Annotated in this window: 15 protein-coding genes and 1 pseudogene; 7 read left to right on the plus strand and 9 right to left on the minus strand. The window is 74.3% G+C overall.

The window, feature by feature from the left end; genetic code table 11:
• Window positions 1-22: 22 nt before the first annotated feature.
• The 5 genes and pseudogenes from ACIQFU_RS18340 to ACIQFU_RS18360 form a co-directional block, all read right to left on the minus strand.
• On the minus strand, window positions 23-1012 hold the full coding sequence (locus ACIQFU_RS18340; protein ID WP_402552655.1) for a hypothetical protein: 990 nt from the start codon (window positions 1010-1012) through the stop codon (window positions 23-25).
• Window positions 972-1585, minus strand: a pseudogene (locus ACIQFU_RS18345) (FTR1 family protein); the annotation flags it as partial. The pseudogene ACIQFU_RS18345 and the gene ACIQFU_RS18340, both read right to left, overlap by 41 nt.
• A 38-nt stretch (window positions 1586-1623) precedes the next feature.
• The gene (locus ACIQFU_RS18350; RefSeq protein WP_402552657.1) at window positions 1624-2466 is read right to left on the minus strand and encodes a heme ABC transporter ATP-binding protein; all 843 of its coding nucleotides are present in this window, start codon (window positions 2464-2466) and stop codon (window positions 1624-1626) included.
• Entirely contained in the window at window positions 2463-3554 is a 1092-nt protein-coding gene (locus ACIQFU_RS18355; protein ID WP_402552658.1) for a FecCD family ABC transporter permease, read from the minus strand. Before ACIQFU_RS18355 ends, ACIQFU_RS18350 begins: the two co-directional genes overlap by 4 nt.
• A complete protein-coding gene (locus tag ACIQFU_RS18360; RefSeq protein ID WP_402552659.1) occupies window positions 3551-4570 on the minus strand; it encodes a hemin ABC transporter substrate-binding protein in 1020 nt (339 codons plus the stop codon). The genes ACIQFU_RS18355 and ACIQFU_RS18360 overlap by 4 nt, the downstream gene beginning before the upstream one ends.
• A gap of 109 nt (window positions 4571-4679) precedes the next feature.
• Here ACIQFU_RS18360 and ACIQFU_RS18365 point away from each other — a divergent pair, with 109 nt between their 5' ends.
• The 3 genes from ACIQFU_RS18365 to ACIQFU_RS18375 all read left to right on the plus strand — a co-directional run bounded on the left by ACIQFU_RS18365 (window position 4680) and on the right by ACIQFU_RS18375 (window position 8848).
• Window positions 4680-6110, plus strand: a complete 1431-nt coding sequence (locus ACIQFU_RS18365) for an HtaA domain-containing protein (protein WP_402552661.1) — start codon at window positions 4680-4682, stop codon at window positions 6108-6110.
• 30 nt (window positions 6111-6140) lie between these two features.
• Complete coding sequence (locus ACIQFU_RS18370; protein ID WP_402552663.1) at window positions 6141-7745, plus strand: HtaA domain-containing protein; 1605 nt, start codon at window positions 6141-6143, stop codon at window positions 7743-7745.
• 419 nt (window positions 7746-8164) lie between these two features.
• Window positions 8165-8848: a PhzF family phenazine biosynthesis protein gene (locus ACIQFU_RS18375; RefSeq protein ID WP_402552664.1), complete on the plus strand. Its 684-nt coding sequence runs from the start codon at window positions 8165-8167 to the stop codon at window positions 8846-8848.
• A gap of 42 nt (window positions 8849-8890) precedes the next feature.
• On the opposite strand, the gene ACIQFU_RS18380 is transcribed toward ACIQFU_RS18375, so the two are convergent.
• Both ACIQFU_RS18380 and map read right to left on the minus strand, forming a co-directional pair.
• Entirely contained in the window at window positions 8891-9538 is a 648-nt protein-coding gene (locus tag ACIQFU_RS18380; protein WP_402552666.1) for a heme oxygenase (biliverdin-producing), read from the minus strand.
• Window positions 9539-9673: 135 nt separating this feature from the next.
• Window positions 9674-10531: a type I methionyl aminopeptidase gene (map, locus tag ACIQFU_RS18385; RefSeq protein ID WP_402552668.1), complete on the minus strand. Its 858-nt coding sequence runs from the start codon at window positions 10529-10531 to the stop codon at window positions 9674-9676.
• Window positions 10532-10588: 57 nt separating this feature from the next.
• Between map and ACIQFU_RS18390 the strand changes: the two genes are divergently transcribed.
• Window positions 10589-10831, plus strand: a complete 243-nt coding sequence (locus tag ACIQFU_RS18390) for a hypothetical protein (protein WP_402552670.1) — start codon at window positions 10589-10591, stop codon at window positions 10829-10831.
• A 63-nt stretch (window positions 10832-10894) separates the two neighbouring features.
• On the opposite strand, the gene ACIQFU_RS18395 is transcribed toward ACIQFU_RS18390, so the two are convergent.
• Window positions 10895-11509 carry a vWA domain-containing protein gene (locus tag ACIQFU_RS18395; protein ID WP_402552672.1) on the minus strand — a complete coding sequence of 205 codons (615 nt, stop codon included), beginning with the start codon at window positions 11507-11509 and terminating at the stop codon, window positions 10895-10897.
• Window positions 11510-11640: 131 nt separating this feature from the next.
• Here ACIQFU_RS18395 and npdG point away from each other — a divergent pair, with 131 nt between their 5' ends.
• Window positions 11641-12348 (plus strand): NADPH-dependent F420 reductase, encoded by a 708-nt coding sequence (npdG, locus tag ACIQFU_RS18400; RefSeq protein ID WP_402552673.1) that lies wholly within the window; start codon window positions 11641-11643, stop codon window positions 12346-12348.
• Between the two features lie 65 nt (window positions 12349-12413).
• The gene (locus tag ACIQFU_RS18405; RefSeq protein WP_402552675.1) at window positions 12414-12614 is read left to right on the plus strand and encodes a hypothetical protein; all 201 of its coding nucleotides are present in this window, start codon (window positions 12414-12416) and stop codon (window positions 12612-12614) included.
• A gap of 7 nt (window positions 12615-12621) precedes the next feature.
• Here ACIQFU_RS18405 and ACIQFU_RS18410 read toward each other — a convergent pair whose 3' ends face one another.
• On the minus strand, window positions 12622-13419 hold the full coding sequence (locus ACIQFU_RS18410; protein ID WP_402552676.1) for a site-2 protease family protein: 798 nt from the start codon (window positions 13417-13419) through the stop codon (window positions 12622-12624).
• A gap of 206 nt (window positions 13420-13625) precedes the next feature.
• Between ACIQFU_RS18410 and ACIQFU_RS18415 the strand changes: the two genes are divergently transcribed.
• The coding region (locus ACIQFU_RS18415) for a BTAD domain-containing putative transcriptional regulator (RefSeq protein WP_402552678.1) at window positions 13626-14623 on the plus strand (998 nt) is incomplete at its 3' end.

Consider the following 14623-nt stretch of genomic DNA (forward strand, 5'->3'; position numbering starts at 1 on the left):
GAGTCCGCGGCGCGCGAGGCGGCTACTCGCCCTTCGCCGACGTCAGGCCCTGGACCCGGCCCAGTACCGTCACCGGCCCGTCCGCCGGGTCGAGCGCCACCTCGTTGGAGACGAACTCCATCGTCAGCGACTGCTTGATCTCGCCGTCCGTCAGCGCCAGCACGTCCTTGTTCGGCGTCGGCACCGACGCGCCCCGCGCGGCGGTCTGCTTCTCGAAGTGCCGGGTGGCGAAGAACACCAGCGCCCCGCCGTCCTTCGTCCGCAGCGCCAGCGGCGCGTAGTCGCCGTTCGTCAGCGGCTCGTCGATGTACTGCGTCGCCAGGCCCGGGCGGGTCGACCGCTTCTCGCGCAACGCGCGCCAGGCACTGGTGTGCGTCCCGTCCGCGAAGGTCTCGCCGCCGTCCTGCAGATACGTCGTGTAGCCCTTGCTCAGCCCGGCCGGCGGGATGCTCACGTCGGACGAGTTCGCGGGCACGGCCTCCGCCCAGCCGTCCTGGTCGGTCTTGAACTCGGGCACCTTGCCGGGGGCGACCAGCGTCAGGTACGCCGCCTCCCAGATCTCGTCGAGTCCGCTCCGGGTGAACACCAGCAACCAGCGCGCGTTCCCGCCCTTGTTGGCCTTGGTGTCCGCGACGAACCAGCGCGGCCAGCCCGCCTTCTTGGGGATCGTGAACCTGGCGTCGGTCAGCTCCAGCGGCGTGTGCGTCGGGTTGCCGTCCGGGTGGCCGGCCGCCCCCGCCTCCAGCCGCGCCGAGTCGATCGCGGCGAGGGCGCCCGTCGTGCGGTCGGCGTCCAGACCGGCGTCGTACGCCTTGTCCGCCTTGTTGTACGCGGTGGTGAACTGCTCCAGCGCCTTCGCGGCCTCGGCCCGGGTGGCCGAGGGGAGCACCTCGCGCTCACCGTGCACCACCACGCATCCGCTCGCCGCCAACGACAAAGCGGTCGCCGAGGCGGATATGAGCGCGCACTTCTCAAGCCTGCGGGGCCTTCGAGGGCCGCGGTCCTGGCTCATCAGGTTCCTTCACCTTCCCCTTCCCGGAGGCGAACCCTACCGGGGCGAGGAAGAGCGCGAGTGCCGGGACCAGGTACAGCAGCCACACCGTGACCTGGAGGACGGTCGGATCGGGCTGGAAGTTGAACACGCCCTTGAGCAGGGTGCCGTACCAGCTGGAGGGGTCGACGGTGTTGCTGATGTCGAAGGCCAGGTTCGTCAGCCCCGGCACCAGGTCGGCCTCCTGCAGATCGTGCACCCCGTACGCCAGCACGCCCGCCGCCACGACGACCAGCATGCCGCCGGTCCAGGTGAAGAACCGGGCCAGGTTGATGCGCAGCGCACCCCGGTAGAACAGCCAGCCGAGCAGCACCGCCGTGACCAGTCCCAGGGCGACGCCGATCAGCGGGCGGGGGGGGGGGTGCCGTCGCTCGCCGCGTGCACCGACGCCCACACGAACAGCGCCGTCTCCAGGCCCTCCCGGCCCACCGCCAGGAACGCGGTGGCCACCAGCGCGCCGGTGCCCATCGCGAGGGCCGCGTCCAGCCTGCCGTGCAGCTCGGCCTTCAGGTGCCGGGCGGTGCGCCGCATCCAGAGGGCGGGCCGTCGGCGCCGGTAAGGGGACGGGCGTGTCACGGCGCCCGGTGCGGGACGACGAGAAGCGCCCCGGTGCGCGGGTGCGGGAACACCTCCACCGGCTGGTCGTAGACCTCCGACAGCAGCCCCTCGGCGAACACCTCCGCCGGAGGACCGTCGGCCGCGATCCGGCCCGAGCGCAGGACCGCCACCCGGTCCGCGTACGCCGCCGCCAGCGCGAGGTCGTGCAGGACGACCACCACCGCGTCCCCGGCCCGCGCCCGCTCCCGGCACAGCCGCAGCACGAGCTCCTGGTGCCTGAGGTCGAGGGCCGCGGTCGGCTCGTCGAGCAGCAGCAGCGGAGCGCGCTGCGCGAGGACGCGGGCCAGCGCGACCCGGGCCCGCTCACCGCCGCTGAGCGCGGAGAACGGGCGCCCGGCGAAGCCGGTCACCTCCGTGCGCGCCATCGCCTCGGCGACGGCCGCGTCGTCCTCCTCCTCCCGGTCACCGCCCGCCCAGGGCGCCCGGCCCATCCGCACCACCTCCTCCACCGCGAACGGGAAGGACAGCGACGCCGACTGGGGCAGCACCGCCCGGCGCAGGGCGAGTTCGTGCGCCGACCACCGCGTCGCCGGGCGGCCGTGGACGCGTACGACGCCCTCGGCGGGCGGAACGTCGGCGGCCAGCGCGCCCAACAGCGTGGACTTGCCCGCCCCGTTGGGACCGACCAGGGCGAGCAGCTCGCCCGCGTGGACGCGCACGTCCACGCCGTCGAGGACCGGACGCCCGCCCAGGTGCACGCGCACCGCCTCCGCCTCGGCGAGTACGTCGCCCGGCGCGGCCGGGGAGGGCGGCACCGGACGGGACGGCGCGAACCGCGGCAGCCTCACACTTCTCATGCCCAGCCTCCCTGCCTGCGCCTGGTGCGGCGCAGCAGCCAGAAGAAGAACGGGCTGCCCAGCAGCGCCGTCAGTACGCCCAGCGGCAGCTCGGCCGGTTCCGCGACCGTGCGGGCCGCCAGGTCGGCCGCGAGCAGCACCAGCGCGCCGAGCAGCGCGCTGCCCGGGATCAGGAACCGGTGACCGGGCCCGGCAAGCATCCGCAGCAGGTGCGGCACGACGAGCCCGACGAAGCCGATGACCCCGGCCACGCTCACCGCCGCCGCGGTCAGCAGCGCGATCACCAGCACCAGTACGATCCGCAGCCGCTCCACGTCCACGCCCAGATGCCGGGCCGGACGTTCACCGAGGGCGAGCAGGTCGAGCCGGCGGGCGTACAGCGGGGCGAGCCCGAGGCCGAGCGCCGCGCAGGGCAGGACCCCCAGCACCTTCGGCCAGGTCGCCTGGGCGAGCGAGCCCAGCTGCCAGAAGGTGATCTGGTTGACCGCCGCCGTGTCCGCGAAGAACAGGAACAGCCCGATCAGCGCCCCCGCGAAGGCGTTCACCGCGATGCCCGTCAGGATCAGCGTGACGACCTCCGTACGGCCGCCCGAGCGGGACATCGCGTAGACCACCAGCACCGTGACGAGCCCGGAGGCGAAGGCGAAGACCGACACCGTCCAGGTGCCGAGGAAGTTCAGGCCGAACGCGATGGCGCCGACCGCGCCGACCGCCGCGCCCGAGGAGACGCCGATGACGCCCGGCTCGGCGAGCGGGTTGCCGAACACGCCCTGCATCAGCGCGCCCGCGCAGCCCAGCGAGGCACCGACGAGGAGCGCGAGCACGATCCTGGGGAAGCGCACGTTCCACAGCACCGACTCGGCCACCCGGTCCAGTTCCGTGCCGCCGAGCCCGGTCCGGTGCAGCAGCGAGCCGAGCACGTCGCCGACCGGGATCGGATAGGCGCCGGTCCCGGCCGCGACGGGGACGAGGACCAGGAGACCGGCGGCGAGGGCGGCGGTCAGCAGCCAGGCGGTGGAACGCCGGGCGCGCGGCGGAGCCGGGTCGGCGGGTGCCTGCGGGCGGGCGGGCTTGTCCAGCACGGTCACTCGGCGCCGTCCTCGCCGTACAGCTGGGCCACGACCGATTCGAGCACCTGGTCGGTGCGCGGGCCGTAGTTGAGGAGTACGCCGTCCTCGACGGAGACGATCCGGCGGTCCATCCCGGCCGGGGTCTGCGCGACTCCGGGGATCTTCACCAGCCCGTCGACGCCGCCGACGGACTCGAGCCCCTTGCTCATCACGAGGATCGCATCCGGCGCGGCCTTGACCAGGGCCTCGCTGGTGATGGCGGTGAAGTCCTTGTCCAGGCCGGAGGCGGCCCCGGCGTCCACCGCCCCGGCCGCCTCGATCAGCGAACCGGCGCCCGAGTCCTTGCCGCCGATGAGGTAGACGGAGGCCGAGCCGCGCAGGTACAGGAAGGCGACCCGCGGCTTTTCGCCGTGCGGAACGTCCTTGCGTGCGGCCTCGATCCGCTGCTCCGAGCGCCGGGTCAGCTCCTTCCCGGCCGCCGGTACGCCGAGGGCGCCGGCGACCGCCCGGATGCGCGGGCCCACGTCGTCCAGGCCCCCCGCCGCCTCGACGAAGAGCACCGGGACCCCGGCGGCGCGGATCTGGTCCACCGCCTCCTCCGGTCCGCTGGTGGTCTCCGCGAGCACCAGGTCGGGCTTGAGCGACAGCACGCTCTCGGCGGAGACGTCGTGGCCGCGGGTCACCACGGGGAGCTTCGCCGCCTGTTCGAAGGTGGCGGTGACGTCGCGGGCCACGACCCGGTCGCCGAGCCCGAGCGTGAACACGATCTCGCTGAGGCTGCCGGACAGGGGGACGATCCGCTCGGCGCCCTTCACGGTCACCCGCTCGCCGTCGGCGGACCGGACGGTCACCGGGAGGCGGGGCTCGGGTCTCTTCGCGAGCGGCTCGACCCGGTTCGCGACGGAGCTCTCGCTCGGGGCGGACTTCGAGCCGCCGCCGTCGCCGGGCGCGGCCTGGGTGGAACCTCCGCATCCGGTCGCGGTCAGGGCGAGGGCGAGCACGGACAGCAGTGCTCCCGCCAGGGGGTTTCGCAAGCGTCGCACGGTGGTCCGTTCCTCTCGTCGACGGCCGGTGCCGGTCGACTAGAGCTTAGGTTAGCCTTACCTTTGCTCGCTACCGGCCCCCCGATCCGGAGGACTTCGCATGCCCGCCCGTCTTCGCGCCCTGGTCACCGTGGTGTGCGCGGTCGTCCTCGGCGCCCTGCTGCCCGTGACCGCCGCACACGCCGAGAGCAGGTCCGTGCAGGGCGGACGGCTCGACTGGGGCATCAAGTCCTCCTTCCAGAGCTATGTCACCGGGCCCATCGCCAAGGGCAGTTACTCCCTCACCGGGGGTGCGGCGACCGTCGGCGGCAGCGCCTTCCGCTTCCACTCGGCGACCGGCACCTACGACGCCGCCACCGGCGCCTTCCGCGCGTCCTTCTCCGGCGGAGTCCACTTCCTCGGCCACCGCACGAGCGGCGGCGACCATCAGCTCGACCTCACCCTCAGCCGGCCCACCGTGAGCATCTCCGGCGCCACCGGCACGCTCCACGTGGACGTCACCAGCAAGGCGAAGGACACCGGGACGGTCACGACGTCCCGTCAGGTGCCCTTCGCCTCCCTCTCCCTCGGCGGCATCGACATGCGGGGCGGCGGCGCCACCGTCACCCTGAACAACCTGCCCGCCACCCTCACCGCCCAGGGCGCCCGCTCCTTCGCCGGGTACTACACCGCCGGCACCGCGCTCGACCCGGTGAGCCTGTCCGCCGACGTCCGGGCGCCCGCGCCGCAGCGGGAGAAGCAGCCGTCGGCCACGTCCTCGCCGTCGGTCGAGTCGCCGAAGCCCACGAAGGCGTCGGGCGGCGCGATCCGGGACGGCGCCGTCGACTGGGGCGTGCGCCGCACCTTCCGCGAGTACGTCACCGGCGACATCGCCGACGGCAAGTGGGCCCTGTCCGCGGGCGCCCAGGACGGCGGCGCGCTCTTCCGCTTCCCCGGCGGCGAGGGGACGTACGAGGACGGCGATCTCACCGCCGCCTTCGAGGGCACGGTCCGCTTCACCGGCGCCCACGGACTCGACCTGAGCCTCGGCGGCGTACGGGCCACCGTGAAGGACGGCAAGGGCACGCTGTACGCCGACGTGACGAGCCCGGACGCCAAGGAGAAGAAGGTGCCCCTGGTCACCTTCGCCGCGGCCGGTCTGAAGCCGGCCGGCGGTCTGGTGAAGGTCACCGAGGCTCCCGCCAAGCTCACCGCGCGCGGCGCGAAGGCCTTCGGCGGCATGTACCAGGCCGGCACCGAGATGGACCCGGTCTCCCTCGCCGTCGCCCTCACCGCCGACGCGAAACTGCCCGCCCTGCCCGACCTCGGCAGCGAGCCCACGGCCGGCGCGAGCCCGCGGCCCGCCAAGACCGGCGCCGACACCTCCGCCGCACCCGTCGCGAGCACCACCGACGACGGCGGCTTCCCCGCACTTCCCGTCTCCCTCGCGGCCGGCGCCCTGCTGCTGGCGGCCGCGGCCTTCGTGGCCGTCGCCCTCCGCAGGCGCCGCGCCCGGCCCGCCGCGTCCCCCTCGGACCCGGACCAGGGCTGAACACCCCCGACACCCAAGGAGAACCGAGCCATGCCCGTCAGACGACGCCGCTCCACCGCACTCGCCGCCGCCGTGGCCACGGCCGCCGCCCTCGGTACGGCCGCCCTCGCCACGCTGGGCGGCGCCACCACCGCCTCGGCAGCCGAAACCCCGCTCTCGGACTACGAGTTGACGTGGGGCATCAAGCAGTCCTACCGGACCTACGTCGGCATGTTCGGCACCTTCACCGCGTCGGACGGCGCCTCCCAGGCGGCCGGCAACGGCGCCTTCACCTTCACCGAGGGCACCGGCACCTACGACCACACGACGAACGCCGTCGACCTCGGCTTCAAGGGCAAGCTGGTGAGCGCCTCCGCCGCGCACGGCTTCGAGGTGACGTTCACCGACGTGCGCTTCGACAGCGCCGCCGGTGAGATCACCGCGGACGTGACCACGGTCGACACCTCCGGAGCGGCCCCCACCAAGAAGGGCGACGACGTGCCGCTGGCCACGGTCGCCGTGACCCGCGAGATGACGGACATGGCGACCACCCTCACCACCGAGGCGGGCGAGTACCTCGGCAGCGCGGGCTACGCGGGCGCGGCCGGCGACCCGCTGACGGTGGTCGAGAAGACACCGCCGGCCACGGAGCCCACCACCGGGCCGACCACGGAGCCCGGCGAGGAACCCTCCACCGGCCCGACCACCGGCCCGACCGATCCGGAACCGACCGACCCGACCGACCCGACCGACCCGGAACCGACCGACCCGCAGACCACGCCCGGTACCAAGGACCCGAGCCCCACCGCGAGCACGAGCGCCTCGCCCTCGGCCCCCGCCACCGCGGCCCCCGCCAAGGGCGAGATAGCCGACGGCACCCTCGGCTGGGGCGTCAAGGAATCCTTCCGTTCGTACGTCGTCGGCAACATCGCCAAGGGCAAGGTCAGCGTCTCCGGCGGCGCCACCCAGGCCGCCGGGAACGGCGCGTTCACGTTCAAGGACGCCACCGGCACCTACGACACGGACGCCGGCAAGCTGACCGCGACCTTCAAGGGCGCCGTCAACTTCAAGGGCCACGAGTCGGGCGGCGAGTACGGACTCGACCTGACCCTGAGCAACCTGAAGGCCACCCTCGACGGCGGCACCGGCAAGCTCAGCGCCGACGTCGACAGCCTCGGCACGCAGACCAAGGGCGTGGTCCTGGCCGACCTCAAGGCCAAGACCGGTGACCTGACCGCCGCGAAGAACGTCATCACCGTCGACGACGTGGCCGCCACGCTCACCGCGGCCGGCTCGGAGGCCTTCGGCGGCTTCTACCCGGCCGGTACCGCGCTCGACACCGTCGACCTGTCGGTGGCGCTGAGCGACGACGCGCAACTGCCGGACGGAGACGGCACGGGCACCACCGGCGGCACGGGTGGCGGAGCGGGCGGCTCCGCCGGAGGGGGCACGGGCACCACCGGCGGCACCGGTTCGACCATCGGCGGCACCGGCACGACCACCGGCGGATCGATCGGCGGCGGCAGCCTCGCCTCCACCGGTTCGGACCTGCCCGGCCCGGCCCTGGGCGCCGCGGCGGGCGTCGCGGTCGTGGTCGGCGCGGGCGCGGTGTACGCGACGCGCCGGCGGCGGATCCAGGCGCCGTCCGCCGAGTAGTCCCGTCGCGGGCCGGGGCGGCCCAGCCCCGACACCGGCCGTATGAAACGGGCGGTGCGGGAAGGGACTCCGGGACCCCTGGTCCTGGACGTCCGGGACCGCCCCGGCCCGCCGCCGCTGTGTTTCGTCCGGGCGCGCGAGGGCGGCGCGCGCACGCTCCACCAGGGCGGCGGCTGCTGCCGCGGGCCGCGCCCGCGCCGCCTGCCGGGATACCGCTCACGGCGCGCGCGTCCTTCGCCCCGGGCCGGCCCGGTGTCCTGCCCCTGCGTCCGCTCTCCCGTCCCGACGCGCCGCGGGTTGAAGGCCTGCCGCAAGCGCGCCCGGGCCGTGGCGGCACTGGCGGAGGGCGCCGCACCGGCCTGCGCGGTCACCGAGCCCACCCCGGTCCGGCCGCCCGCCGGTGATGCTTGAATGCCCCGGTGACCGACTACGACGTACTCCGCGTCTTCTGCGCGCCGAACGGCGGATACGGCAACGAACTGGGCGTCGTCCGGGACGGATCCGTGCTGCCGGAGCCCGAGCGGCGGCAGGAGCTCGCCGCGAAACTCGGGTTCAGAGAGACCGTGTTCGTCGACGACCCGGAGCGCGGCGTCGTCGACATCTACACGCCCACCCTGCGCCTGCCGTTCGCCGGTCACCCCTGCGTCGGCACCGCCTGGCTGCTCGACGTGCCCGAACTCGTCACGCCGGCCGGTGTGGTGGGCGCCCGGCTCGACGGGGAGTTCAGCTGGATCGAGGCCCGGCCCGAGTGGGCTCCGCCGCGCACACTGCGCCAGTACGCCACGGTCGCCGAGGTCGACGGCCTCGCGGTGCCCCCGAAGGGCGAGCGAAGCGAGACGGGGGTCCCCCCGGACGAAGTCTGGGGGAGGGTGTATGCCTGGGCCTGGGAGGACGAGGCGGCGGGGCGGGTGCGCGCCCGCGCGTTCCCGGGGCGCGACGACGGCGTCGACGAGGACGAGGCGACGGGCGCGGCGGCGCTGCTGCTGACCGAACGGCTGGGCCGCGCCCTCAACATCACGCAGGGAGCCGGCTCCCAGATCCTCACCGCCCCGCAGCCCGGGGGCTGGGTCGAGATCGGCGGGCGGGTGCGCCTGGAGCGGTGACGGCGACCGCCACCGCTCCCCGTACCCCGCCCCGCGTCCGGCTCAGGCGGACAGCGGGAACTCCTCGCCCAGCGCCCGGAAGACCGCCGTGTTCAGGGCGAAGGCGCGCTTGCACTCGGCGATGACCCGCTGCTTGTCCAGGTCGTCCGCGCGGATGCCGTCCAGCAGTTCGCGGTACTCCCGCTTGAACGCGGCCGGGTTGGAGATCTCCTCGAAGACGTAGAAGCGGACCCCGTCGCCCTTCCTGGCGAAGCCCCAGGTCCGCTCGGCCTTGTCGCGGATGATCTGGCCGCCGGACAGGTCGCCGAGGTAGCGGGTGTAGTGGTGGGCGACGTAACCCGCCGGCCACTCCTCGGCGCACTCGCGCACCCGGGCCGCGTACGCCTCGGTCGCGGGCAGGGCGGTCAGCCCCGTGCGCCAGTCGGCGCCGCGCAGGTGCGCCAGGTCCCGTTCCAGCGAGGCCAGCCGCATCAGCTCCGGCCGGACGAACGGCCCGGCCACCGGGTCCGACGCCAGCCGGCCGGCCGCGGCCTCCAGCGCCTCGTAGACGAACCACAGCTGCTCGGTGTAGCGGGCGTAGGCGTCGACACCGAGCCGCCCGCCCAGCAGGTCGCTCATGAACGTCGAGGTCTCCGCCTCCACGTGCTGCTCGTGGGAGGCGGTGCGGATGAGCGTCGAGAAGGAGTCCATGAGCGTGATTTTCTATGGTTAGGCTTACCTAAGTCAATAGGCTTGCCGACGGACTGTCGGTAAAAGCGTACCCACCCGGACGCGAAACGGCCCGCCCTCCGGGGAGAGCGGGCCGTCGAGCGACGTGCGACGGGGTCAGGGCAGCGTGAGGATGTCCGCGCCCGAGTCCGTCACCACCAGCGTGTGCTCGAACTGGGCGGTGCGCCTGCGGTCCTTCGTCACGACCGTCCAGCCGTCGTCCCACATGTCGTACTCGTGGGTCCCGAGCGTCAGCATCGGCTCGATCGTGAAGGTCATGCCGGGCTGGATGACGGTCGTCGCGTGCGGGCTGTCGTAGTGCGGGACGATGAGCCCGGAGTGGAACGACGAGTTGATGCCGTGGCCGGTGAAGTCCCGCACCACCCCGTACCCGAAGCGCTTCGCGTACGACTCGATGACCCGGCCGATGATGTTGATCTGCCGGCCCGGCCTGACCGCCTTGATCGCGCGGGCCAGCGACTCCCGGGTCCGCTCGACCAGCAGCCGGCTCTCCTCGTCCACGTCGCCGACCAGGTAGGTCGCGTTGTTGTCGCCGTGCACCCCGCCGATGTACGCCGTCACGTCGAGGTTCACGATGTCGCCGTCGCGCAGCACCGTGGAGTCGGGGATGCCGTGGCAGATGACCTCGTTGACCGAGCTGCACAGGGACTTGGGGTAGCCGCGGTAGCCGAGCGTCGAGGGGTAGGCGCCGTGGTCGCACATGTACTCGTGCGCCACCCGGTCCAGCTCGTCGGTCGTCACGCCGGGCGCGATGTGCTTCGCGGCCTCCTCCATCGCCCGCGCCGCGATCCGCCCGGCCACGCGCATCGCCTCGACCGTCTCGGGCGTCTGCACCTCCGGTCCGGTGTACGGCGTCGGCGCGGGTTTGCCGACGTACTCGGGCCTGCGGATGTTTCCGGGCACGGAACGGGTGGGAGAGAGCTCCCCTGGTACGAGCAGCGACTGGCCAGACATGCAGCGAGTCTAACCAGCACGCATGGGGGAACATGTCGGTGGCGAGAGGAGCTGCCCATGGCCCTGTTCAAGAAGCGCACGGTCGGCAAACCGGGCGAGTGGTACTACTGCCTGGAGCACCAGAAGGTCGAGGAGGGCCCGGACTGCCCGGGCAAGGACCGCTTCGGGCCGTACGCCTCCCGCACCGAGGCCGAGCACGCGATGCGGACCGCCCGCGAGCGCAACCTGGAGTGGGAGAACGACCCGAGGTGGCACGACGCCCCCGGTCCGGGAAGCGCCGGAGGCGACCGGGACGACTGACCGGCCGCACCGCGCGCTCGTACCGCACGTCGTACCTCGTCGTCGGCGGGCCCGGCGCCGCAGTCACCATCCCGACGGCGGCGGCGCCGTCAGGTGGTCGGCGAGGCGGGACAGGCGGTCACGGAAGCGGCGGCGGCCCCGGGGCGGCGGCACCGCGTTCTCCCCGGCCGACGCGCTGACCAGGTGCTGCACCGTGTCCAGGTCCAGCTCGGCGCCGTCCGGGACGGTCAGCGTCTCGTGCGCCATCGCCGTCAGCTCGCGCTCGCCCGGCGCGCGGCCGGTGCCCAGCGCCAGCACCGTCGCCCCGGCCCGGCGGGCGTCGTGCACCCGCTCCAGGAGCCCGGCGCCGGGGTCGTCGGGCGTGACCACGAGCAGCGTCTCCCCGCGCCGGGCCGCCGCCAGCCGCCCCAGCCCGACCGCGAGGTGTGCCGGGTCCGACGGGCGCGCGCCGTGCCGTACCAGCGTGGGCGCCAGCTCGGGCGTCCCCGACCAGGCGGCCTCGTCCACCAGGTGCGCCGCCAGGTGCCAGGGCTCGTAGCCGGCGGTGCCCACCAGCAGCAGACCGCCCCCGTGCGGGACCACCGACCCCCGCAGCGCCCCGGCGAAGGACCGGGTGGCCCCCAGCCACTCGGTCCCGGCGAGCACTTCCCGCAGCAGCGCGACCCGTACGGCGTCCATGCCGCCGCATCCTGCCGCAACCCCGGGCGCGCGGTCCGGCGTTCGCCCCGGATTCACCCGGCCCGGGGACCGCCTTCCAGCGGGCGGGGCCCGTACCCCTGGGCAGGCCGTGACGGACGTAGGGTCGGCCCATGACCTCTACCGACAGTGCTGCACAGAAGGCCCCCGCCAAGGACCCCTGGGACCTGCCCGACGTGTCCGGGCTGGTCGTCGGCGTGCTCGGCGGCACCGGCCCCCAGGGCAAGGGCCTCGCCTACCGCCTCGCCAAGGCCGGCCAGAAGGTGGTCGTCGGCTCGCGCGCCGCCGAGCGCGCCGAGGCCGCCGCCGAGGAGATCGGGCACGGCGTCGAGGGCGCCGACAACGCCGAGACCGCCCGCCGCAGCGACGTCGTGATCGTCGCCGTGCCGTGGGACGGCCACGCCAAGACCCTCGAATCCCTGCGCGAGGAGCTGTCCGGCAAGCTCGTCGTCGACTGCGTCAACCCGCTCGGCTTCGACAAGAAGGGCGCCTACGCCCTCAAGCCCGAGGAGGGCAGCGCCGCCGAGCAGGCCGCCGCCCTGCTGCCGGACAGCCGGGTCGCCGCCGCCTTCCACCACCTCTCGGCGGTCCTCCTCCAGGACCCGGAGATCGACGAGATCGACACCGACGTGATGGTGCTCGGCGAGGAGCGCGCCGACGTGGAGACCGTGCAGGCCCTCGCCGGACGCATCGCCGGCATGCGCGGCGTCTTCGCCGGGCGGCTGCGCAACGCCCACCAGGTCGAGTCGCTGGTCGCCAACCTGATCTCCGTCAACCGCCGCTACAAGGCACACGCCGGGCTCCGCGTCACGGACGTATGAGGCGATGGGGGACACTGGTGTGCATCAGTGTCCCCCCGGAGTGTCCCCCGACAGGAGCCGTTCCCATGCCCCGCCTCGCCCTCTACGCCCTGGTCGTCTGCGTACTCGCCGTGGCCGCCGCCGTCGTCTCCTTCGTGCAGGGCAGCGTGCTGATCGGCGTCGTGTGGGTGCTGCTGTCGGGGCTGTCGTCCAACATGTGCTGGTACTACCTCAAGCGCGGCCGGGACGCCCGGCGGGCCGCGTCGTCCACGTCCGTCACCGGCTGACCGGCGGTCATCCGCCCGGCGTGCACAGCGGGTCCGTCTGCCAGAAGCGGTACAGCTCGAAGCCGCAGTACGTGTCGACCTCGCCGATCCCGAGGCTGCGCAGCAGCGCGTCGATCACGTCGAAGAACACGCCGTTGAGCGCCGGGATCCACAGCAGCGCGAACACGATCAGCAGCCCGAACGGCGCGAGCGGCTCCACCTGCCGCCGCACGTTGTACGACAGCCAGGGCTCGATCACGCCGTAGCCGTCCAGGCCCGGCACCGGCAGGAAGTTCAGGATCGCCGCCGTGACCTGGAGCAGCGCCAGGAACGCCAGCGCGAGCCGGAAGTCGCGCGGCACGCCGTCCAGCGCGTCCAGCCAGAACGGCGCCGTGCACACGACGGCGAACAGCACGTTGGTCAGCGGGCCCGCCGCCGAGATCAGACTGTGCCGCCACCGTCCCCTGATCCGGCCGCGCTCGATGAAGACGGCGCCGCCGGGCAGGCCGATGCCGCCCATGATCACGAAGAGGACGGGCAGCACGATGCTGAGCATCGCGTGCGTGTACTTCACCGGGTTCAGCGTGAGGTAGCCCTTCGCGCCGACCGAGATGTCGCCGCTGTGCAGCGCGGTGCGGGCGTGCGCGTACTCGTGCAGGCACAGCGACACGACCCACGCGGCCGTGACGAAGAGGAACACGGCGAGGCCCGGCTGCTCGGCGAACCCGGTCCAGGCGGCCCAGCCCGTGACCGCCGCGACGGCGACGATCCCGAGGAAGACGGGACTGATCCGCCGGTCACTGGGGCGGGCGGTGGCGGTGGACATGGAACTCCCTGGCTGTCGGACACGCTCGGCACCTGTGGGACTGCCCGACCGTACCGGGCGCACGGGGGAAACGTCTCGCGGGTGGCGGTCGTTCCGGGACGGGAGAAGGGGGGCGGAGGGGGAGAGGGGAGCGGAAGGGGAGGCGGGCCGCGCCGTGCGGGCAAAACCCCGTGACCGGCTCCCGCGCCGGCGGGGACAATGGGCCCGTGCGCTATCGCATCCTCGGCACCACACAGGTACTCCGTCCCGACGGCACGGCCGTCCCGCTCGGCGGGGCGCGGCTGCGCGCCCTGCTGACCGTTCTCGCCCTCCGGGCCGGCCGCGCCGTCCCGGCGGGGCTGCTGGTGGAGGAGGTGTGGGACGGGGACCCGCCCGCCGACGCGCCGGGCGCCCTGCAGGCGCTGGTCGGGCGGCTGCGCCGCGCGCTGGGCGCCGGGGCGGTCGCCTCCGCCGACGGGGGCTACCGGCTCACCGCCGCCCCGGACGACGTCGACCTGCACCGCTTCGACCGGCTCGCCGGCGAGGGCACCCGCGCCCTCGCCGACGGCGACCCCGCCAAGGCGGCCGTCGTGCTCGACGACGCGCTCGCGCTGTGGCGCGGCCCCGCCCTCGCCGACCTGCCCGACCGCACCGCGGAGGCGGCCCGCTGGGAGACCCGGCACTTCGACGCCCTGCGCGCCCGCCACACCGCCGCCCTGGACCTGGGGCAGGCCGAACGGTCCCTGCCCGAGCTGACCGCCCTGTGCGACGGCCACCCCCTGGACGAGCCCCTGCAGGCGCTGCGCCTGCGCGCCCTGCGCGACACCGGCCGCACCGCCGAGGCACTGGCCGCCTACGAGGCCGTACGCCGCCTCCTCGCCGACCGGCTGGGTACCGACCCGGGCCCGGAGCTGCGGGCCCTCCACGCGGAGCTGCTCAGCCCTCCGGCCCCGGCACCCGCGACCACGCCACCGGCCCCGGCGTCCGGCCACGGCCGGGGCACGGGGTCCGGTGCAGCCTCCGGCCCGGACGCGGTGCCCGGTTCGACGTCGGGTCCGGCGTCGGCGCCCGGCCCGGCCACGGGGCCCGACGCCGCACCCGCCCCGGGTACCGGACCGGCCCCGGCAGGCGGCCCCGCCCACGAAACGGCACCCGGTCCCCACGACACGCCCGTCCACGGCACGGGTCCTGCCTCGGGTACGGGCCCGGCTTCAGGGGGGTGGCC

Origin of the sequence: Streptomyces sp. NPDC093065, assembly GCF_044754585.1 — a bacterium.
GTDB lineage: Bacteria > Actinomycetota > Actinomycetes > Streptomycetales > Streptomycetaceae > Streptomyces.